This is a genomic window from Rathayibacter sp. AY1C4, assembly GCF_002932195.1.
Lineage (GTDB): Bacteria > Actinomycetota > Actinomycetes > Actinomycetales > Microbacteriaceae > Rathayibacter.
The window spans coordinates 1-19,425 of record NZ_PSWE01000044.1 but is presented as its reverse complement, the minus strand read 5'-3'; the positions used below and the strand labels follow the sequence as shown (position 1 = coordinate 19,425).

The window sequence follows — 19,425 nt, the reverse complement described above, 5'->3', positions numbered from 1 at the left end:
GGTGCTGTGGTGGCATGGAGCCGTGACCGACGCGACCGCCCCGCAGGCGCCCCTCCCCGATCGGACGGCCGCGCGCATGCGCCCGCCCCCGAACCCCTGACCTGAACAGGAGCGATGACATGGAGAAGTCCTGCGTCCGCCCCCTCGACCTGGACGACGCCGTCGCCCTCGTCGGCATTCTCGCCGCCCTCCAGGCCCTCCTCGACAGCGGCGGCCTCCCCGCTGAGGAGGTCGAGGCCCTGCGCCACGGCCTCGAGCAGGGCGGCGCCCTCCTCCCCGGAAGCGACGAGAACGAGATCGCGACGGCTCTTGGTGGGCTGAACGCCCGCCTGCGTGGGACCATCGGGTGATCGCGCCGCGCTCGACGTTCCCGTAGCCTTCATCCGCGCTCGTGTCGACCCCGGAGACGCGCTCCCCCGCGCACGGGTAGCGTCCGGTCCGGTCCCGCACTCCCACGGGGTCGCTGAACCCCGAGAGCCGGAGGAGATCCGATCGTGAACGGTGACCACTTCGTCCTCTCGACCGCGACGCCGTGGGACGACCGCACCGAGATCATCGGCGTGTACGCCTCGGAGGCATGGGCCCGCGAGGCCGCGGCCGCATGGCTCGGCTCGCCGGACCGCGAGGCGTTCCCCCGGTGCGTCATCGAGGGCTGGAGCGGCGCGCACCTCCTCGGCCGCGAGGTCATCGAGGCCCTCGGCTTCGACGACGAGGGCGGCGACGAGTCGCTGGGCGGCCCCCGCAGCCTCTGACCCGGCGGGCTAGCCGCCCCAGTGCGACGGGCGCTCGAAATGCGACGGCAGCGTGGTCGCCGCATCCCCTCGGGCGCTGTTCACCTGCGCCTGGGTGAGGTAGACCGCCTCGGCGAGCCGCGCACCGGACACGTCCGCATCACGAAGGTCCACCCCGAGCAGGTCGCACCGCTGCAGATCCGCACCCCGCAGGTCCGCAGCCAGGAGGAGCGCGCCCCGCAGATCCGCTCCCCGCAGGTCCGCGTTCCGGAGCGGTGCGCCCGCCAGATCGGCACCCGGAGCGAGCCGACGGCCCTTCGACCGGCGGGCAGCCGGCGCCGCTCCTGCGCGAGCGGCCGCGCTCGCCGCGATCAGGAGCGGCCGGGATGCTCCGTACTCCGCGTCGACGTCGACCGCGACCACCTGCTCCGGCTCACCGAGGGTGTGCGCGTGCACCGCGTCGAACCGCTCGCGCAGCTCGTCGAGGAGCGGCGCGGCGACGCCGGGCAGCGCCAGTGCGGAGTCGAGGTACCAGAGCAGCTCGTGCAGGCGGCGCATCAGCGGGAACACCGCGAACATCCGCTCGCGCACGGCCGGGTCCGACCGCCAGGAGACGCCGCCGAACGTGTGCTGCGAGACCTTCTGGCCGGCGCCGAAGCAGTCGAAGACGGTGCAGCCGACGAAGCCCTGCGGCCGGAGCCGGCGGTGGATCGTGCATGCGTCCTCGCCGTCGAGGTTGACGCACGGGTCTCCGGCGCGCTTGTCGAACGGGAAGTCGGCGGAGCGGGCGAAGGCGAGAGCGACGCAGCACAGGCCGAAGCAGTTCGCACAGTCGGCGCCGAGGTCCTCGCGGCGGCCGAGCTCGACCCTGGTGCGTGACGTCATCCGTCCGAGCCTACGCTCGGCGGCGCCTCCGGATCAGTGCGCGAGCGCGAGCACGCCGACGACCAGCACGCCGAGACCCACGATCCCGAGCAGCGAGAAGAGGCTCTCCTTCCTGGAGAGGCCCGCGCGCACGACGGCGATGAGGGCGATCCCCGCGAGCGTGGCGACGTAGACGCCCGCGCCGATCCGCAGCGCGACCGTCGCGTCGATCCAGCCCAGCGCCGCGGCGCCGAGCGCGAGGACCGGCAGCGACGCCGAGGCGAGCGCCCCGCCCGCGATCCGCAGCATGGTGTGCGTCTCGGAGCGCGAGGGCGCCGAAGCGTGCACGACCTGGTGCGCGATCACCTCGGCGACGAAGCCCGCGGCCGAGATCCCGATGATCGAGATCACGAGGCTCTGGAGCGCGTGGACCGCGTCGGGGTGGTCGCCGACCAGGTAGATCGTCACCACGGCCAGGCCCGTGAAAGTCGCGTAGACGCGCTCCTTGAGGGCGCGGGCGATCTCGTCGAGGGGGCGGCGGGTCCGCTCCGCCCACCGGCCGGCGCGGCCCGGGCGCAGGCGCACGGGCGTCATCCGGTCGGCGGGTGCGGTGCGGCCCTCGTCGGCCGCTCCGTCAGTAGGAGGCGGAGTCGACACGTGCCGCGGAGGAGTCGCCCGAGTGCCGCGCGGCGAGGTCGCCGAGGATGGTCGCGGAGCCGCTGGTGCCGAAGCGGGTGACGCCGAGGCCGCGGTAGGCGAGGAGCGTGTCGAGGTCGCGGACGCCGCCGGACGCCTTCACCTGGACGGCCTCCGAGACGGCGCCGCGCATGAGGCGGAGGTCGTGCTCGTTTGCGCCTCCGCCCGCGAAGCCGGTGGCGGTCTTCACGAAGTCCGCGCCGGCGCGCTCGGCGGCCCGGCTGCCCTCGACGACCTGCTCGTCGTCGAGGAGGCTCGTCTCGAGGATGACCTTGACGACGTGGCCCTCGGCGGCCTCGACCACGGCGCGGACGTCGTCCTCGACGTCCTGGAGCAGGCCGCTCCGGAGGCGGCCGATGTTGACGACCATGTCGAGCTCGGACGCGCCGTCGGCGAGCGCCTGACGCGACTCCGCGACCTTCGCCGCGGTGGAGGTGGTGCCGTGAGGGAAGCCGATGACCGTGCCGACCAGGACGCCGGAGCCCTCGAGCCGGGCGACCGAGTGGGCGATGTCGGAGGGGCGGACGCAGACGCTGAACACGCCGGACGCTCGCGCCTCGTCGAGCTGGGCGTCGACCTCGGCGCGGGTGAGCTCGGGCTTCAGGATCGCGTGGTCGATGAGCGCCGCGATCTCGGCGACGGTGGGCAGGCTGGAGTCGGTCATCCGCACATTTTACGTCCGCCGGCGGGACGACGAAGGCCCGCGATCCGATGGATCACGGGCCTTCGATCGTTCACGCCGCTAGCGGCGCTCGGTCACCAGCTGGACTTGGTGATGCCGGGCAGCTCGCCGCGGTGCGCCATGTCACGGAAGCGGACACGCGAGATGCCGAACTTCGTGAGGTTGCCGCGGGGGCGGCCGTCGACGGCGTCGCGCGAGCGGACGCGGACGGGCGAGGCGTTGCGGGGGAGCTTCTGGAGGCCGACGCGGGCGGCCTCACGGGTCTCGTCGGTCCCGGCCGGGTCGACCAGAGCCTTCTTCAGCTCGAGGCGCTTGGCGGCGTAGCGGTCGACGATCACCTTGCGCTGCTCGTTGCGGGCGATCTTGCTCTTCTTGGCCATACTTAGCGCTCCTCGCGGAAGTCGACGTGCTTGCGCACTACGGGGTCGTACTTCTTGAGCACGAGACGGTCGGGGTCGTTGCGGCGGTTCTTCTTGGTCACGTAGGTGTAACCGGTGCCGGCCGTCGAACGGAGCTTGATGATCGGACGGACGTCCTGCTGCTTGGCCATTAGATCTTCACCCCGCGAGCGAGAACATCCTTGACGACGGACTCGATGCCACGGGCGTCGATGACCTTGATGCCCTTGGCCGAGAGGGTCAGGGTGACGTTACGGCGAAGCGACGGCACGTAGTACGTCTTCTTCTGCACGTTCGGGTCGAAGCGGCGCTTGGTGCGCCGGTGCGAGTGCGAGATGGCGTGCCCGAAGCCGGGGACGGCTCCGGTCACCTGGCAGACTGCTGCCATGGTTTCCTCCATGTGTGGTTACCGTGGATCACGCGCGGCACGAAGCCCCGCCCGACCCACCCAAGGTCACTTGTCGGCGCACCGCCCGCCTGTCCGGCCGGAGCCGGAGCTCCTGCCCGGTGGGCAGCACGCAAGCGCGTGCAGATGCACGCAACCTCGCTAGGCTACGCGACCCGGGCGGCGGCCGCAACAGGGTGGGGACGCTCCTCCGACAGGGTGGGGATGCTGCCCCGACAGGGTGGGCACGCTGCGCCGACGTGCACGGGGACTTCCTGGGAGGTTCCGGCAGAAGCGGCCTCCTGTACCCCCCGAGCAGGGCGTTCGTGTACCTTGCGCCTTCCTCGCGGGTCGACGACCGCCCTACTCTGAGCCGACCGCGGGCGCCCGCTCCCGGCAGCAGCCGGGAGTAGCAGCACATGCGCCAGTCCTTCCTCCGTTCCCTCGTCGCCGCGGCCGTGCTCGTAGCGGGCGCAGGACTCAGCGTCGTGGCCGCGCCGACCGCGTCGGCGGCGCCGGTCTTCAGCACCGCGTGCTTCACCTCCCCGAAGGTCTCGACGGTGTCGCAGTACACCGTTCCCGCGACCGGGGTCTCGACGGTCCGCGCCGTACTCAGCGGCCAGAACGGCGGGAAGGGTGCGAGCGGCCTCGGGACGGGCAACGCCGGCGGACGCGGCTCCAGCCTCGTCGTGGAGGTTCCCGTCACACCCGGGCAGGTGCTGGAGATCGGGCGCCTCACCGGCGCCCCGGCCGGAGCGGCAGGCGCCACGCGCTACGTGAACGGCGGCGTCTACGCGGGCGACTCCGGCGGCGCGGGCGGCGACGCCCAGTACCTCAGCACGGCCGGCTCGGACGGCTGTCAGCACGCCCTCGCCGTGGCGGCGGGCGGCGGAGGCGGCGGCGGGCGGTCCTCGGTCGGCGGGGACGCCGACGCCGGCAGCGGCGCGAGGGGCGGCGGGAACGGCGGCAGGAACAACGCGGCCGACGGCGGCGGCGGCGGCGCGGCCGGGCAGAGCTCGGGCGGCTCGCCCGGCGCCCGCGGCTACAGCACGTTCGGCGAGTGCGCCGACGGCAACAACGGCCAGTGGGGCGTGTTCCTCAACGACGGCAAGGGCGCCGACGCCGGCGCCTCCCGCGGCGGCGGCGGCAACTGCTCGTTCCCCGGCCACAGCGGCGGCGGCGGCGGGGCCGGCTGGTGGTACGGCGGCGGCGGCGGATCGCCCTACGTGTTCGGCAGCATGAACGACACCCTCGGCGTCATGAACGACCCCGGCGCCGGCGGCGGCGGCTCGAGCTACGTGCACCCGAGCGTGACGAGGATCTCGCAGACGGCCGGCCCGACGGCGGCCGACCCCGTGGTCGCTCCGGTGTACGACACCGCCGTGACCGTGACGCGGACCCCCGACTTCTCGATGCTCGGGCAGGAGGTCACCGTCACCGCGAAGGTGACCATCCCGAGCCTGGGCCGGCCGGTGGCCGCCGGCGGCACCGTCGAGATCCTCACCGGTGCAGGTACCAGCAGGGTGACCCTCGACGCGGACGGCGTCGGCGTTCTGACCACGAGGGACATCCCGCAGGGCTGGAACGAGATCCGCGCGCACTACCCCGACACCATCACCCCCGCCGAGGCGGGACGAGGGAGCTGGTCGGCGCTCCCCGCTCTGCGCCACGAGGTGCGCGCGTGCGCCGCGGCACCCGTCATCACCCGGCAGCCCTCGGACATCGCGGGCGTCACCAACCAGGTCTACACGCTGACGATGGGCGTGAGCGTCTCGGCCGTCTACGGCGGCATCCCCGCCGTGTCGTGGGAGAGGTCCACCGACGGCGGCGCCACGTGGAAGCCCGCCCTCGGCCGGGCGGGCGCCCGGGAGGACGGGACCGCGTTCCTCGAGGCCGGCCCCGATCCCACCGGCTCCTACCGCTACCGGGCGACCCTGACCACCTGCGGGGGCAGCGTCCGCAGCGAGCCGGCCACCGTGGCGGTGGGCGGCGTGCGCTTCGACCTGTCGACGCTCCCGCAGAAGGCGTACGGCGACTCCTTCGACGCGAGCCCCTACGCGCAGGCCGTCGATGTGCCCGGCCGCTCGATCGTCCTGAGCAGCAGGACCGCCGAGACCTGCTCCGTCAGCGGCATGAGGGTGACCGTGCTCCACGCCGGCGTCTGCACGCTCGCGGCGAGGCTCGACGCGCTCGCTCCTCTGGGCTGGGCGGGCGAGCCCCTGCAGAGCTTCACGGCGAAGCCGAAGGCGCTCACGGTGACCGCCCCGACGGTCGACTACCCGCGAGGCGCGCCGTCCCCCGACCTGCGCTGCACGGCCGCCTTCGTCGGCACCGACACCTTCGGCGCCCCGCTCACGGCCGGCGTCTACCGGCCGATCGTCACGGCGGACGACGTCATCTACCGCTTGATCCCGAACTGGCCCACCTCCACCTTCACCACCTTCACCACGCGGTGCAGCGGCGCGAAGGTCAGCAGCGACTACACGATCGCGGGGTACAAGGACGGCGCGCTGCGCATCGTCGCGGCCGTCCCGATGGTGACCGCCTCCTCGCCCTCGTCGACCTACGGATCCACTCCCCCCGCGATCACCGCCTCCGTGACCGGCTCCCCCTCGGGGACGGTCTCCTGCGGCGCCTTCGCGGCGTCCGACACCGGATTCACGACGCCGCTGGCGCTCTCCGCGACGACCCCCGTCGGCCGCTACCCCACGCGCTGCTCCGGCCTGACGAACCCCTCGGGACAGCTGATCACCATCGACGGCGCGCTCACGATCTCGCCGGCGCCCCTCTCGGTGACCGCGTCGAGCCCCGGGACGCAGGCGCACGGCACCGCGACCGCCCCGACGGTCACCTGCACGGCTGACGGCTTCGCAGGAACCGACCGGTTCGTCACCGAGCCGACCGGCGCCTACTACACGGCGGACGGCACCGGGAAGGTGACGATCGGAGCGCGCACGCCCGTCGGCGACTACGTCACGCGGTGCGACGGAGGCGACGCGGGGCCGAACTACACCCTCCGGTCGATCCCCGGCACCTTCGCGCTGGCCGACCGCTCGGCCCCCGTCGTGACCGTGCCCGCCGCCGTCACGGCCGAGCCGGCCGACGTCTCCGGCGCCGTCGTCACCTTCGCGTCCTCCGCGCAGGACGCGGTCGACGGAGCCGTGGGCTCGACCTGCACGCCCGCCTCGGGAAGCGTCTTCCCGATCGGGGACACGACGGTCGACTGCACCGCGGACGACGAGGCCGGCAACACCGGCACGTCCTCGTTCCGGATCACGGTCCGGAAGTTCTCGCAGACGGTCGCCTTCACCTCCTCGCGGCCGACCGCGCCGACGGCGCTGGGCACCTTCACTCCGACGGCCACCGGCGGCGGCTCCGGGAGCCCCGTCTCGATCGGAGCGACCGGATCCTGCGCGATCGCCGACGGCGTCGTGACCTTCACCCGGAGCGGCACCTGCACCGTGACCGCGGATCAGGCCGGCGACGACCACTACACCGCGGGGCGCGCCTCCTTCGATCTCGAAGTCGCGAAGGCGTCGCAGACCCTGACGGTCGCTGTGCCGAAGACCGGCGTCCTGGAGTCGACCGGCGTCGCCACGGCGACCTCGAGCTCGGGACTGCCGGTGCTCGTCAGGACCTTCTTCGGCTGCACCGTCACCCCCGACGCGACGGGTGCGCAGATCCTGACCTACACCGAGCCCTCGACCTGCGGCGTGCAGTTCGACCAGCCGGGCGACGACGTGTACGCGGCCGCCGACGGCCTGGTGCGCTTCGTCCCGATCTCGCGGATCCCCCAGACGGTCGTCGTCACCTCGACTCCGCCCGACCGGGTGTTCACCGACGACCGGTACACGGTCGAGGCGACCGGCGGCGGCTCGGGCAACCCGCTCGTGATCGCGGTGATCGAGAACGGCAACTGCACCATCGCGGACGACGTGGTGACGTTCTTCGGCGACGGCACCTGCACGGTGACGATCGACCAGGCCGCGGACGATCGACACGACGCCGCTCCGCAGGTCCGGCAGGTCATCACGGTCGGGACTCCCGAGGGGAACCTCTCCTTCGGGAGCACCGCGCCCCCGCACGCGATGTCGCTCGAGACGTACCGGCCGACGATCGTGCCCGGCCCGTCGAAGGGCGTGCCCGTGCTCTCCGCGAGCCGAGACTGCTCGATCCTCCCGGACGGAGTGACCGTGCGGAACGACGGGGCCGGGCTCTGCGTGCTGTCCCTCGACCAGCCCGGAGACGGCTACTGGCCCGCGCGGCACGCCGAGCAGGAGTACTCGATCTACTTCCTCCCGCAGACGGTCCGGATCACGAGCGCGCCTCCGGTCGGCGCCGTCCTCGGGGACACGTACCGCCCCGTGATCGAGGGCGGCGCCTCGGGCATCGCTCCGTTCCTCCTCACCACCGCGTCGTGCTCGGCGAAGGACGGCGTGGTCACCTTCACCACGAAGGGCGTCTGCGGCGTCTTCGCCTACCAGAACGGCAACCGGCAGTACGACAGCGCCCGGCCCGCCGTGCAGGAGGTGGAGGTCGGCTACGCGCCCGGCTCCGTGGCGTTCACGACCGCCGTCCCGACCGACGCGGAGGTCGGCGGATCCTTCACTCCCGCCTTCACGCGCGGACCGTCCTCCGGCCCCTCGGTGCTCAGCGTCTCGGGCGCCTGCTCCGACGGCGAGAACGGCGCCGTCCGGTTCGACTCCGCGGGCACCTGCACGCTGACGGCGATCCACTACCGCGACGCCGCCTACGGCACCGCGCGGGCGGTCCAGACCTTCGAGGTCACCGCGATCGCGCAGACCGTCGCCTTCACCTCGACCGCGCCGTCGACGGCCGCGGCCGGCGACACGCTCACTCCGACCGCGACGGGCGGCGCGTCCGGGCTCCCCGTGACGATCGGAGCGACCGGCGCCTGCACGCTCGCGGACGGCGTCGTCACCTTCGCCGGCAGCGGCACCTGCACCGTCACGGCGGACCAGGCGGGCGACGGGCGCTACGCGGCGGCGGCGCAGGCCTCGCAGACCGTCGCGGTCACGCAGCTCGCGGGCACCGTCGCGTTCGGCGGCGATGCTCCGGCCGAGGCCCGGGTCGGGGGCTCCTCGACGGCCGCGGTCGTCGCCGGCCCCTCCAGTGCTCCCCCGGTGCTGACGGCCTCCGGCGCCTGCTCCGTCGGGCCCTTCCGACTGGTCTCCTACGACTCCGCCGGCACCTGCACGCTGACGCTGGACCAGGCGGGCGACATCCGCCACAGCGCAGCGCCGACGGCCGTGCGCAGCTTCGAGATCACCCGGGTCGCGCAGACCGTGGCCTTCACCTCGCAGGCGCCGGACTCGGCGCTCGCGGGCGGCACCTACCGCCCGACCGCGACCGGCGGAGCCTCCGGGCGGCCCGTGGTGCTCGGCGCCTCCGGATCCTGCACGCTCACGAACGGGGTCGTCTCCTTCACCGGATCGGGCACCTGCACGGTGACCGCCGACCAGACGGGCGACGCCCGGTACGACGCGGCGGAGCGGGCCTCGCAGGTGATCGCGGTCGGACTGCTCGCGGGCACCGTCTCCTTCGGCGGCACCGCGCCGACCGGCGCGACGGTCGGCGGGACGACCACCCCGCGGATCATCGCCGGGCCCTCCACGGCGCGTCCGGTGCTGACCGCCTCCGGAGCATGCTCGGCGGCCGCGGGAGTCGTGTCCTACGACTCCGTCGGCACCTGCACGCTGACGCTCGACCAGGCGGGCGACTCGCGGTACGGCGCCGCTCCGCAGGCCGTCCGCACCTTCGGGATCGGCGCCCTCGGCCAGACGCTGGCGTTCGCCTCGCCGGTCCCCGACGCGGCGGTCGCGGGGGGCTCCTACACGCCCGTCGTGACGGCCGGCGCGTCGAGCGCCCCCGTGGTGCTCGGAGCGGCCGGGTCCTGCACGATCGCGGGCGGGGTCGTGTCCTTCACCCGCTCCGGCACCTGCACGGTGACCGCGGACCAGGCCGGGGACGAGCGCCACTCGGCGGCTCCGCGGATCACGCAGTCGATGGAGGTCGGCGCGGCAGCGGGAGCGGTGACGTTCCGCGACGCCGCTCCGACGGACGCCCGGATCGGCGGCTCCTGGACCCCGTCGATCGTCCGCGGCCCGTCGAGCGCCGACCCGGTGCTCGACGCCTCCGACTCCTGCTCGCTGGGAGAGGACGGCACGGTGTCCTACGACTCCGTCGGCACCTGCACGCTGACGCTGGACCAGGCCGGCGACGACGCTCACGCGCCCGCGGAGCAGGTCGTCCGGACGTTCCCGATCGGCAGGGCGCTGCAGACGGTCGCCTTCACCTCCGCGGCTCCGAGCACGGCGACCGCGGGCGGCCGCTACACGCCGACCGCGGCGGGCGGCTCCTCCGGTCTGCCGGTCACGATCGGCGCCACGGGCGCGTGCTCGCTCGCGAGCGGCGTCGTGACCTTCAGCGGATCCGGCACCTGCACGGTCACCGCGGATCAGGCCGGCGACGCCTCGCACGACGCGGCTCCCCGGGCGACCCAGTCGATCGCGGTCGCCGCGGTCGTCCCGCAGAAGAAGAAGGCGCAGAAGGTCGCCTTCTCGACCGCGATGCCGTCCTCGCCCGAGAAGGGGATCGCCTACCCGGTCGCGGCCACCGCCTCCTCCGGTCTGCCCGTGAAGCTGTACGCGAGCGGCAGCTGCACGCTGACCGCGACCGGCGCGGGCACGGCGACGGTGCGGCTGACGGGTGCGGCGAGCTGCACCGTCCGGGCCACGCAGGCGGGCGACTCCGCGTGGCTCGCCGCGACCTCGGTGACGCAGTCGCTGCAGGTGAAGTCCTCCACCCGCGCCGACCTGACGCTGACGCTGGCGCCGGCGCCGGGACTGGCGGCGACGGCCCCGCTCTCGGGCACGATCACCGTCCGGAACACCGGCACCCGGGACGCGGCGACGACGACCACCCGGGTCGTCGTCAGCGGAACGGTGGCGAGTGCGCCCGGCGCCGTGCAGACGAAGGGCTCGGCCGCGGGCACGACGGTCCTCACCTGGACCGCGCCGAGCGTCTCGGCCGGGCGGAGCACCACCTACTCGGTGACGCTCGTCGACCGGCCGGCCGCCACGACGATCGACGCCAGGGTGTCGACCGCCGCCGCCGATCCCACGCCGGCGAACAACGCGGTCAGGCGCACCTTCCGGTAGAGGCTGCGGGGAGGGAGGGGTGTCGCGCCGCGTTGCCCGCTCCCTCCCCGACCGCTACGGTCGCGGGGACGCTCCGGGGGACGGGGCTCGCGAGGGGGGCCCGTGGACCGGTTGAGGCGACGCGCGCTGCTGCTGGGGATCGCCTCCTCGGCGGTCGCGCTGACGGGGTGCACGCCCGCCCGGCCCGCTCCCGCGGCGCTCCCGCCGAGCACGGCGCCGGCGGCGGTGCTGCCGTCCGCCGCGCCGACGGCCGTCCCGACCCCTCCCCGCCCCGTGCCGACCATGACCGCCGCGGCGACTCCGGTGCGGCGGAAGGCGCCGCTGCCCTCCGGCACGATCTCGGAGCTGCCCGGCGAGGGGAGCACGCTCGCCTGGACCGTCGACGACGGCGCGGACTCCGACGTGGTCGCCGCCTACGCGCAGTTCGCCCGCGACACCGGCACCCGGCTGACCTTCTTCCTCAACGGGAAGTACGACTCGTGGACCGTGAACGCGCCGCTGCTGGCTCCGCTCGTCGCCTCGGGGCAGGTGCAGCTCGCGAACCACACCTGGTCGCACGCCGACCTGACGAGCCTCTCGAGCGACGGCGTGCAGGAGGAGCTGGGCCGCAACGGCGACTTCATCCGCTCGACCTACGGGGTGGAGGCGGCGCCCTTCTACCGGCCGCCGTTCGGCTACACGGACGAGCGGAGCCGGGCCGCCGCGTCGGCGATCGGCTACACGGCGACGGTGCTCTGGTACGGCTCGCTCTCGGACTCCGGGCGGATCACGCCGGAGCAGGTGGTCGGCTTCGCGGACCAGTGGTTCCTGCCGCAGCACATCGTGATCGGGCACGCGAACTTCGATCCTGTGACGCAGGTCTACGCGCGGCTCGTCGACATCCTCCGCGAGCGCTCGCTCGAGACGGTGACCCTCCGCGACGTGTTCGCGGTCTGAGCGCCTCCCCGCCGACGTTGGTCAGCGCGCGGGTCAGCGCGCGGGTCAGCGCAGCGCGGGTCAGCGCGCGGGTCAGCGCAGCGCAGGTCAGCGCGCGGGTCAGCGGAGCGCGGCGCGCGCGGCAGCGGAGACGGCCGCGGCGACCGCGTCGAGGGCGGGCGTGTGCAGGGCCCACTGCTGCCAGTAGAGGGGGACGTCGACGGGGTCGCCGCCCAGCTCGACCAGGCCCTCGCCGCCGACCGGGGCCTGCAGCTCGGGCAGCATCCCCCACCCCATGCCCAGGCGCACGGCCCGCTCGAAGTCGGTCGATCCGGGGACGCGGTGCTGCGGCGGGCGGCCCTCGACGCCGGCGGCTCGGAGGAAGTCGTCCTGCAGGCGGTCCTTCTCGTCGAAGACGACCAGCGGAGCGCTCGCGAGACCGGCCGTGCCGCCGTCCGGGAACCAGCGCTCGGCGAACGCAGGCGAGGCCATGGCGCGGTACCGCATCACTCCGAGCGGCGCGACGGTGCAGCCGAGCACCGCCTCCGACTCTCCGGTGACGGCCGCCAGCACGGTGCCGTCGCGGAGGAACGCGGTGGTGTGCGCCTGGTCCTCGCGGTGCAGCTCCACCACGACGTCGGGGACGGAGGCGAGCGCGGGCAGCACCCAGGTGGCCAGGGAGTCGGCGTTGACGGCGAGCGGGAGGACGACGGGGCCCGCCCCCTCCGCGTCCTCGCCGCCGAGCGAGCGGACGGCGTCGTCGGCGAGGAGCTCGATCTGGCGGGCGAGGCGGAGGAGCCCCGCACCGGCCTCGGTCGCGACGACCGGGCGCGAGCGCACCAGCAGGACGCGGCCTGCGGCGGTCTCGAGCGCCTTGATCCGCTGGCTGAGGGCGGAGGGGGTGATGTGCAGGGCCCGGGCGGCGGCGTCGAAGGAGCCGTACCGGACGGAGGCGGCGAGCGCGCGCAGGCGGGAGAGGTCGAGGTCGTCTGTCAGCATCAGTGCTGCTTACGGTACTGAAGGAGCATGAGCTGGTCTACAGGAGCGCCCCGCCCTAGCGTCGGAGCGTGTCCCCCCTCCTCGCCGCCCTCTCCGGCCTCGGCTTCGGCCTCTCGCTCATCATCGCGATCGGCGCGCAGAACGCCTTCGTGCTCCGCCAGGGCCTCCGCCGCGAGCACGTGCCCGCCGTCGTCGCGATCTGCGCGCTCTGCGACGCCGCGCTGATCGTGCTCGGGATCGCGGGGATCGGAGCGGTCCTGGAGTCGGCGCCGTGGCTGCTGGTGGTGATCCGCTGGGGCGGCATCGCCTTCCTCCTCGCCTACGCGGTGATGGCGGCGAGGCGCGCACTGCGGCCGGGGACCCTCGACGGCGATCCGGCCGACGCCTCGACGTCGCTCCGCACGGCGATCGGCACGTGCCTGGCGCTCACGCTGCTCAACCCGCACGTCTACCTCGACACGGTCGTGCTGCTCGGGTCGGTGGCGAACACGCACGGCGACGAGCGCTGGTGGTTCGGGGCGGGGGCGGCGGCCGGGAGCGTGCTGTGGTTCACCGCTCTCGGCTTCGGGGCGCGGGCGCTGCGGCCGCTGTTCCGGAGCCGCGGGGCCTGGCGGATCCTCGACGCGGCCGTGGCGGTCGTGATGGTGGTGCTGGCGGTGTCGCTCGCGCTGCACTGAGGGCCTGGTGGTGCACTGCTTGTTCTACTAACATTGTGAACATGTTATTCCGGGTCGACCACTCCGCGGCGGGCTCGCTCGCCGACCAGCTGGAGTCGCAGGTGCGCTCGGCCGTCGCCCGGGGCGAGCTCTCGGCGGGCGACCGCCTGCCGCCCGCCCGCGAGCTCGCCGACTCGCTCGGCATCAACATGCACACCGTGCTGCGCGCGTACGCCGCCCTGCGCGACGACGGGATCCTCCAGATGCGTCGGGGCCGCGGCGCGTGGATCACGGAATCGGCCGGGCCCGGGCTCGTGCGCGTCACCGCCCTGGTCGACGAGCTGCTCGCGGAGGCCCGCCGCAGCGGCATCACCCCGGCGGAGCTCGTCCGCCTGATCGAGAGGACCGGATCATGACCGCCACCGCCGACCGCCGCCGCGAGCTCCTCGCCGCCGCGTCCCTCCTGCTCCCCGCCGCCGGAGTGCTCGTCTCGCGCCTCGTCCTGGACGACGTGCTGCCCGCGGAGCTCGCCTCGCACTGGTCGGGGACCGGGGCGGCCGATGCGACCGCGTCGACGGGCGCCCTGCTCGCGATCGCCCTCGTGCTCTCCGGGCTCCCGGCCGTCGCGGGCCTCGTAGCGGCGGCCGTCGGGCGCGCCCCGCGGCTCCTGCTGGCGACCCTCGGCCTCGTGGCCGGGCTGGGCGCCTCCGCCTGGGCGACCTCGGTCGGCACGACGCTCGCGGCCGGGCGCGCCGAGGGGGCGGAGCTCGGCGGGTGGCTGCTCGCGCTGCTCGGGGGGATGCTCTTCGCCGTCGTGCCCGCGCTGATCGCTCCGGGCACCCGGCGCGCCTCCCGCCTCGCCGCCGGCCGCCTGCCGCTCGCGGCGGAGGAGGCCGGCGCCTGGTCGCAGACGCTGACGGGCCCGGTGTTCGCCGTCGCCGCGGTCGCCACGGCGGCGGGCGCGGCCCTCTCCCTCGCGACGCTCGCCGCGGCGGGCGCCACCGGTCCGGCGATCGCGACGGCCGTCGTCCTCGGCGTCGTCGCGCTGGTGCTCCTCTCCTTCTCCCGCCTGAGGGTGACCGCCGACCGCCGCGGCCTCCGCGTCGTCACGACCGCCCTCGGCATCCCGCTGCGCCGCATCCCGCTCGACACGATCGCCTCGGCCGGCACGGCCCAGCTGCGGCCGTCGGAGTGGGGCGGCTGGGGGTACCGGGTGATGCCGGGCCGCTCGGCGGTCATCCTGCACGCCGGGCCGGGGCTGGTGGTGACGACGGACCGCTCGCGCGAGTTCGCGGTCAGCCTCGACGACCCCGAGACCCCCGCGGCGCTGCTCGAGACCCTGCGCTCGCGGGCCTGAGGCGCCGACCCGTCAGTCGACCACGATCCGGACGAGCGTCGTGACGGCATCCACCGCGTTCACGTAGGAGTAGTGCCGCGAGGTCGGGAAGGCGAGGTGCCGTCCGGGCTCCAGCCGCACGGGCTCCTCGCCCTCCCGCTCCAGGAGGAGCGCGCCGGCGGTGACGAGCAGGATCTCGTGCCACCCCTCGGGGTCGGGCTGCGCGTCGTAGCGGTCCCCGGGGCCGAGCGTCCAGGTCCAGAGCTGGGCCTCCCGGCGCGCGGGGACGGAGGAGAGCAGGACGGCGACGCTCGCCTCGCCCGCTCCCCGCCAGGCGACCTGGTCGATCGCCGCGGGCGCGGATCCCGGGGCCGAGACGAGTGCCGTGAACGTGGTGCCGAGGGCGGTCGCGAGGCGGTCGACTCCGGTCAGCGAGATGTTGGCCTCGCCGGCCTCGGCCGCGACGATCGTCCGCCGGCTGATGCCCGAGCGCGCCGCCAGCGCGGACTGGCTCAGTCCGGCTCCGCGCCGCGCGAGACGGAGGTTGCCGCCCAGGTGGGCGAGGACGGGAGCCGACATGCGCACTATTCTGCACCGACAGGCCCCTGATGCTCCTAGGATGTGCAGAATGATGCACATCTCGCCTCTCCGGGGCCTCCGCTTCACGCGTCCGGAGTGGGCGCTCATCGGCATCACCGCGATCTGGGGCGGTACCTTCCTCGCCGTGCACATCGCGATGGAGCACAGTGGGCCGCTGTTCTTCGTCGGGATGCGGTTCGCCATCGCGGGGCTGATCAGCGCGGTCGTGTTCCACCGGTCGCTCCGGGGGATGCGGCGGATCGACCTCGCGGCCGGCGTCGCGATCGGGGTGATGATCTTCGCGGGCTACGGCCTGCAGAGCTACGGGCTGCAGACGATCCCGAGCAGCACCTCCGCGTTCCTCACCGCGCTGTACGTGCCGCTGGTGCCGCTGCTCCAGTGGGTCGTGTTCCGTCGCCGCCCGGGCGTGCTGACGCTGGTGGGCGTCGCGCTGGCGTTCGTCGGACTGCTCCTGATCGCGGGCCCGCAGCCGGGCGTCGCGCTCGGAGCGGGCGAGGTGGCGACGATCGTGAGCACGCTGCCGATCGCGGCCGAGATCATCCTGATCGGCCTCGTCGCCGGACGCGTCGACCTCGGCCGGGTGACCGTGGTGCAGCTGCTGGTCGCCGGCGCGCTCGGGTTCGCCTCGATGCCCCTCGCGGGCGAGGCGGTCCCGGCGTTCTCGGGGGCCTGGCTGATCCCCGCGCTCGCGCTCGGGGCGAGCAGCTGCCTGATCCAGCTGACGATGAACTGGGCTCAGCGCTCGGTCTCGCCGTCGCGCGCCACGATCATCTACTCCGCCGAGCCCGTCTGGGCCGGCCTGATCGGCCGCCTCGCCGGCGACCGGCTCCCCGCGCTCGCCCTGCTCGGGGCGGGGTTCATCGTCGCGGGCACGCTCGTCAGCGAGCTGAAGCCGCGCCGCGAGCCCGCGCCGCCGGCTCTCAGGTGACGGCGGGGAGGGCGGCGGAGGCGACGAGCGCGCCGCCGGCATCGGTGATCTCGACGGCGGCGACGGACTCGCGCAGGACGGCCGCGTTCATCTCGCAGTCGAGCTCCGCGGAGCTGCCGAGGAAGGAGCCGGACGGGAGCCGCTCGCCGGAGCCGGTGACCAGCACGAGGTCGTAGCTCTCGCCGAGGGCGAAGCCGGTCCCGCGGAGGATCGTCTCGGTGCCCCAGGTGTGCGCGACCAGCGAGCCGTCGAGCGTCACGCCCTCCGTCCGCTCGTCGAAGGCGATCGCCTCGACGGCGCCGAGCGTCCCGGGCGGTCCCGCGACGGGGCGCTCCTCGGCGGACCGCAGGGCCGCTCCGGCGACGCCGCCCACGACGAGGAGCGCGGCCGCCGCGGCGACGGCCAGGACGGCCCGGCGGCGCGAGGCACGCAGACTCTCCCCGCGCTCGGGCCGCTCCCCGGCGAGCGCCGCGACGCGCGACCGCAGCTCCGGCGACGGCTCCGCCTCCTCCCAGCGGCCCAGCGCGCCGACCCGGTCGACCACCGAGCCGAACGACGCGAGCTCGCGGTCGATCGAGGGGTCGGCGGCGCGCAGGCTCTCGAACTCCCGCGCCTCCTCGGCGGAGAGGTCGCCGGCGAGGGCCGCGGCGAGGAGCTCCTCGCGGCGGCCGCCGGGCTGGTCTCCGTCGGGCTGGTCTCGGTCGATCACGATCTCTCCTCGTCGGTGGATCCGGCGCCCGCGAGGTGACCGCGGAGCGCTCGGAGAGCGTAGAAGGCGCGGCTGCGCAGGGTGGCGACCGGCACGCTCGTGGCCGCCGACAGCTCGGCGTAGGTCTCGCCGTTCAGGTGGACGGCGACGACGACCTGCCGGTGCTCGGCGGAGAGCCGCGCGAGCGCCTCGGCGATCGCGAGCGGCTCGAGGGGGTCGCGGTCCTCCGCGGGCACCTCCTCCAGAATCTCGGCCTCGACCAGGCGCGGCAGGCGCCGGCGCGAGCGGTGCACGTCGATGACGACGTTGCGGGCGATGGCGAAGAGCCAGGTGCGGGTGCTGGCGCGCTCGGCGGAGTAGCTCGCCCGCGAGCGCCAGGCGCGCAGGAACGTCTCCTGCACGCAGTCCTCGGCGAGGCCGCGGTCACGCAGGGCGTTGAGCGCGAAGCCGAGCAGGGCGGACCCGTGCTCGTCGAAGGCGGCGGCCGGGTCGAACCCCGCCGTCCGGGGCTCGAGGCGCACCACCGGAGCCGGGACCTCCGGGTGCTCGCGCGGCATCGCGGGCCCTTCGTCTCGTCGTGCCGTCGCCGTGCGCGCCACACCGCCTCCTCGTCGGGACCGGTGGTCCGTCGGAAGGGGGTACGGCCGCGGCGGCGGCGGCGTTCATCGGAGGCGAGGACCGTCTCCGTGAAGATCCTCTCAGATGGAGTGAACGCAGCGCCGCTTCCGGCCGTACTCCCTGCATCGGGCCCGCTCGGCGCTCGCGATCGAAAGGCTCCACCATGACGAAGACGTCCCCCGCGCGGAACCGCGCCGGCCGCCGCCTGCTCTCCCTCGGCGGCATCACCGCCGTCGCCGCCGCCTCCTTCTTCGCCGCCGCGCCGGCCCAGGCCGAGACCGAGGTCGCCGAGCCGTCCTCGTTCACCAGCGCCTTCACGGTGATGGCGACGCCCGACCAGGTCGTGAACGCCGATTCCGCCGCGACCCCCGGCCAGCCCGGCGCCACGGGCGAGATGACCTTCCGGGTCAACAGCGACCTCGACGTCATCTGCTACGACATCACCCTCACCGGTGTGACCGGCGACTACCAGAGCCCCGCGAAGACCGCGACGCACATCCACCAGGCGGCGCTGGGCAAGGCGGGCCCGCCGCGCATCGCGTTCCCGAACCCGGCCCCGGTCGGAGACGGCCCCCGCACCAGCAGCGGCTGCCTGCAGGGCCCCTTCACCACGGGCATCCAGGCGAACGGGGCCGACACCGGCGCCGGATTCACGCTGAAGGCCCTCGAGGCCGATCCCGCCGCCTTCGCGGGCGACTCCCACACGGCCTCGTATGCGGCTGGCGTCGTCCGCGGCCAGCTCTCGCAGGTGCCGGTCGGCGGCCTCCAGACCGGTGGCGGCGCGACCGCCGCCGGGAGCGACGCCACGGGCCCGTCCGGTCTCGCCGCGATGGCCGGCCTCGGAGCCGTCGTCGCCCTCGGCGCGGCCGGAGTGGTCGTCGCCCGCCGGCGCACCGCCTCCTGATCGTGGGCACCCGGTCGAGGAGCGGCGCGGCGGCACTGTGCGCCGTGCTGCTCCTCGCGGGGTGCGCCGCCGCGGACGGGAGCGGAGGAGCGGAGACGCCCGCGAGCGCGCCCGCGCCTCCGGCCCTCGCTTCTGCTCCCCCGGTCACTCCTCCCCCGGTCCCCGTGCCCGACCCCGCCGCTGCGGCGCCCGCGCGCACCGTCGGCGTCGAGCCCGCCCGGCTGAGCGTGCCCGCGATGGGCCTGGACGAGCCGCTGATCGCGCTGGGCATCCAGTCGGACGGGGCGATGGAGGTGCCGGTGGACTACGACGACGTCGGCTGGTTCTCGGGAGGCGGGCGCCCGGGTGGCAGCGGCCGCACCGTGATCGCGGCGCACGTCGACTCGCGGTCCGGTCCCGCGGTCTTCTTCCGCCTCGGCGAGCTCGCCCCGGGCGATGAGATCGCGGTGAGCGGAGTGGACGGCTCCGACCACCGCTACCGGGTGACGGCGGTCGAGTCCCACGCCAAGGCCGCGTTCCCCACCGCCCGCGTCTTCGGCGCGACCCTCGAGGAGGAGCTGATCCTCGTGACCTGCGGAGGCGAGTACGACACGGCGATCGGCCGCTACCGGGACAACCTGGTGGTGTTCGCCTCCCCGCTCTGAGGCCCGCCACGGAGGCGCGGCACAGAGGGGCGGCACGACCGCCCGGCATCGTGGCGCGGAACGGTGGCGCAGAGCACAGCACGAGTGCCCCGCCGGCGCAAGGGTCCGGGCGCGCGCACGCCGTGTGGTCGGATGGGGAGGGCCGGCCCCCCGCCGCCGCTCCCCTCCCGCTCCCCACC

The 19,425-nt window shown here is 74.6% G+C and carries 20 protein-coding genes; 10 read left to right on the top strand and 10 right to left on the bottom strand.

Annotated features, from left to right (window positions below):
- The first annotated feature begins 119 nt into the window (after window positions 1-119).
- Window positions 120-350, top strand: coding sequence for a hypothetical protein (locus C5C99_RS15800; RefSeq protein ID WP_104234552.1), 231 nt, complete (start codon window positions 120-122; stop codon window positions 348-350).
- A 144-nt stretch (window positions 351-494) separates the two neighbouring features.
- Window positions 495-752 carry a hypothetical protein gene (locus C5C99_RS15795; protein ID WP_104340380.1) on the top strand — a complete coding sequence of 86 codons (258 nt, stop codon included), beginning with the start codon at window positions 495-497 and terminating at the stop codon, window positions 750-752.
- A 9-nt stretch (window positions 753-761) separates the two neighbouring features.
- Here the strand turns inward: C5C99_RS15795 and C5C99_RS15790 are convergent, their stop codons facing one another.
- The 6 genes from C5C99_RS15790 to rpmB all read right to left on the bottom strand — a co-directional run bounded on the left by C5C99_RS15790 (window position 762) and on the right by rpmB (window position 3,759).
- A complete protein-coding gene (locus C5C99_RS15790) occupies window positions 762-1,616 on the bottom strand; it encodes a pentapeptide repeat-containing protein (protein ID WP_104269795.1) in 855 nt (284 codons plus the stop codon).
- 33 nt (window positions 1,617-1,649) lie between these two features.
- Complete coding sequence (locus tag C5C99_RS15785; protein ID WP_146085534.1) at window positions 1,650-2,252, bottom strand: hypothetical protein; 603 nt, start codon at window positions 2,250-2,252, stop codon at window positions 1,650-1,652.
- A complete protein-coding gene (deoC, locus tag C5C99_RS15780) occupies window positions 2,230-2,955 on the bottom strand; it encodes a deoxyribose-phosphate aldolase (protein ID WP_181027245.1) in 726 nt (241 codons plus the stop codon). The genes C5C99_RS15785 and deoC overlap by 23 nt, the downstream gene beginning before the upstream one ends.
- Window positions 2,956-3,047: 92 nt before the next feature.
- A complete protein-coding gene (gene rpsN / locus C5C99_RS15775) occupies window positions 3,048-3,353 on the bottom strand; it encodes a 30S ribosomal protein S14 (RefSeq protein ID WP_104225107.1) in 306 nt (101 codons plus the stop codon).
- 2 nt (window positions 3,354-3,355) lie between these two features.
- The gene (gene rpmG, locus C5C99_RS15770; protein WP_027692168.1) at window positions 3,356-3,523 is read right to left on the bottom strand and encodes a 50S ribosomal protein L33; all 168 of its coding nucleotides are present in this window, start codon (window positions 3,521-3,523) and stop codon (window positions 3,356-3,358) included.
- The gene (gene rpmB, locus C5C99_RS15765; RefSeq protein ID WP_056038148.1) at window positions 3,523-3,759 is read right to left on the bottom strand and encodes a 50S ribosomal protein L28; all 237 of its coding nucleotides are present in this window, start codon (window positions 3,757-3,759) and stop codon (window positions 3,523-3,525) included. Before rpmB ends, rpmG begins: the two co-directional genes overlap by 1 nt.
- 416 nt (window positions 3,760-4,175) lie before the next feature.
- On the opposite strand from rpmB, the gene C5C99_RS15760 reads away from it, so the two are divergent.
- Both C5C99_RS15760 and C5C99_RS15755 read left to right on the top strand, forming a co-directional pair.
- Entirely contained in the window at window positions 4,176-10,937 is a 6,762-nt protein-coding gene (locus C5C99_RS15760; protein ID WP_146085533.1) for an HYR domain-containing protein, read from the top strand.
- Window positions 10,938-11,039: 102 nt separating this feature from the next.
- Complete coding sequence (locus C5C99_RS15755; RefSeq protein ID WP_219812674.1) at window positions 11,040-11,873, top strand: polysaccharide deacetylase family protein; 834 nt, start codon at window positions 11,040-11,042, stop codon at window positions 11,871-11,873.
- 99 nt (window positions 11,874-11,972) lie between these two features.
- Here the strand turns inward: C5C99_RS15755 and C5C99_RS15750 are convergent, their stop codons facing one another.
- Entirely contained in the window at window positions 11,973-12,851 is an 879-nt protein-coding gene (locus tag C5C99_RS15750) for a LysR family transcriptional regulator ArgP (protein WP_104269515.1), read from the bottom strand.
- A gap of 68 nt (window positions 12,852-12,919) precedes the next feature.
- Between C5C99_RS15750 and C5C99_RS15745 the strand changes: the two genes are divergently transcribed.
- From C5C99_RS15745 to C5C99_RS15735, 3 genes are read left to right on the top strand one after another with little or no spacing between them, the layout of a single operon-like run.
- Complete coding sequence (locus C5C99_RS15745; protein ID WP_104340377.1) at window positions 12,920-13,528, top strand: LysE/ArgO family amino acid transporter; 609 nt, start codon at window positions 12,920-12,922, stop codon at window positions 13,526-13,528.
- Between the two features lie 41 nt (window positions 13,529-13,569).
- Window positions 13,570-13,923 carry a GntR family transcriptional regulator gene (locus C5C99_RS15740; RefSeq protein ID WP_104225158.1) on the top strand — a complete coding sequence of 118 codons (354 nt, stop codon included), beginning with the start codon at window positions 13,570-13,572 and terminating at the stop codon, window positions 13,921-13,923.
- The gene (locus C5C99_RS15735) at window positions 13,920-14,864 is read left to right on the top strand and encodes a hypothetical protein (protein WP_104310066.1); all 945 of its coding nucleotides are present in this window, start codon (window positions 13,920-13,922) and stop codon (window positions 14,862-14,864) included. Before C5C99_RS15740 ends, C5C99_RS15735 begins: the two co-directional genes overlap by 4 nt.
- 12 nt (window positions 14,865-14,876) lie before the next feature.
- On the opposite strand, the gene C5C99_RS15730 is transcribed toward C5C99_RS15735, so the two are convergent.
- Window positions 14,877-15,422 (bottom strand): helix-turn-helix domain-containing protein, encoded by a 546-nt coding sequence (locus C5C99_RS15730; protein WP_104227343.1) that lies wholly within the window; start codon window positions 15,420-15,422, stop codon window positions 14,877-14,879.
- Between the two features lie 49 nt (window positions 15,423-15,471).
- Here C5C99_RS15730 and C5C99_RS15725 point away from each other — a divergent pair, with 49 nt between their 5' ends.
- Complete coding sequence (locus C5C99_RS15725) at window positions 15,472-16,371, top strand: DMT family transporter (protein ID WP_258059541.1); 900 nt, start codon at window positions 15,472-15,474, stop codon at window positions 16,369-16,371.
- On the opposite strand, the gene C5C99_RS15720 is transcribed toward C5C99_RS15725, so the two are convergent.
- Complete coding sequence (locus C5C99_RS15720) at window positions 16,364-17,080, bottom strand: hypothetical protein (protein ID WP_104340376.1); 717 nt, start codon at window positions 17,078-17,080, stop codon at window positions 16,364-16,366. The genes C5C99_RS15725 and C5C99_RS15720 overlap by 8 nt on opposite strands.
- Window positions 17,077-17,637: a sigma-70 family RNA polymerase sigma factor gene (locus C5C99_RS15715; protein WP_104340375.1), complete on the bottom strand. Its 561-nt coding sequence runs from the start codon at window positions 17,635-17,637 to the stop codon at window positions 17,077-17,079. Before C5C99_RS15715 ends, C5C99_RS15720 begins: the two co-directional genes overlap by 4 nt.
- Before the next feature lie 224 nt (window positions 17,638-17,861).
- Here C5C99_RS15715 and C5C99_RS15710 point away from each other — a divergent pair, with 224 nt between their 5' ends.
- Both C5C99_RS15710 and C5C99_RS17365 read left to right on the top strand, forming a co-directional pair.
- Window positions 17,862-18,602 carry a CHRD domain-containing protein gene (locus C5C99_RS15710; protein WP_104287821.1) on the top strand — a complete coding sequence of 247 codons (741 nt, stop codon included), beginning with the start codon at window positions 17,862-17,864 and terminating at the stop codon, window positions 18,600-18,602.
- Between the two features lie 164 nt (window positions 18,603-18,766).
- Window positions 18,767-19,246 (top strand): class F sortase, encoded by a 480-nt coding sequence (locus tag C5C99_RS17365; RefSeq protein WP_258063722.1) that lies wholly within the window; start codon window positions 18,767-18,769, stop codon window positions 19,244-19,246.
- Window positions 19,247-19,425 lie beyond the last annotated feature (179 nt).

What these genes read in the sequence shown, in the direction of transcription:
- C5C99_RS15800 (WP_104234552.1), top strand. Translation starts at nt 120, where the DNA reads ATGGAGAAGTCCTGCGTCCGCCCCCTCGACCTGGACGACGCCGTCGCC.
- C5C99_RS15790 (WP_104269795.1), bottom strand. Translation starts at nt 1,616, where the DNA reads ATGACGTCACGCACCAGGGTCGAGCTCGGCCGCCGCGAGGACCTCGGC.
- deoC (WP_181027245.1), bottom strand. Translation starts at nt 2,955, where the DNA reads ATGACCGACTCCAGCCTGCCCACCGTCGCCGAGATCGCGGCGCTCATC.
- rpsN (WP_104225107.1), bottom strand. Translation starts at nt 3,353, where the DNA reads ATGGCCAAGAAGAGCAAGATCGCCCGCAACGAGCAGCGCAAGGTGATC.
- rpmG (WP_027692168.1), bottom strand. Translation starts at nt 3,523, where the DNA reads ATGGCCAAGCAGCAGGACGTCCGTCCGATCATCAAGCTCCGTTCGACG.
- rpmB (WP_056038148.1), bottom strand. Translation starts at nt 3,759, where the DNA reads ATGGCAGCAGTCTGCCAGGTGACCGGAGCCGTCCCCGGCTTCGGGCAC.
- C5C99_RS15760 (WP_146085533.1), top strand. Translation starts at nt 4,176, where the DNA reads ATGCGCCAGTCCTTCCTCCGTTCCCTCGTCGCCGCGGCCGTGCTCGTA.
- C5C99_RS15750 (WP_104269515.1), bottom strand. Translation starts at nt 12,851, where the DNA reads ATGCTGACAGACGACCTCGACCTCTCCCGCCTGCGCGCGCTCGCCGCC.
- C5C99_RS15740 (WP_104225158.1), top strand. Translation starts at nt 13,570, where the DNA reads ATGTTATTCCGGGTCGACCACTCCGCGGCGGGCTCGCTCGCCGACCAG.
- C5C99_RS15735 (WP_104310066.1), top strand. Translation starts at nt 13,920, where the DNA reads ATGACCGCCACCGCCGACCGCCGCCGCGAGCTCCTCGCCGCCGCGTCC.
- C5C99_RS15730 (WP_104227343.1), bottom strand. Translation starts at nt 15,422, where the DNA reads ATGTCGGCTCCCGTCCTCGCCCACCTGGGCGGCAACCTCCGTCTCGCG.
- C5C99_RS15725 (WP_258059541.1), top strand. Translation starts at nt 15,472, where the DNA reads ATGATGCACATCTCGCCTCTCCGGGGCCTCCGCTTCACGCGTCCGGAG.
- C5C99_RS15715 (WP_104340375.1), bottom strand. Translation starts at nt 17,637, where the DNA reads ATGCCGCGCGAGCACCCGGAGGTCCCGGCTCCGGTGGTGCGCCTCGAG.
- C5C99_RS15710 (WP_104287821.1), top strand. Translation starts at nt 17,862, where the DNA reads ATGACGAAGACGTCCCCCGCGCGGAACCGCGCCGGCCGCCGCCTGCTC.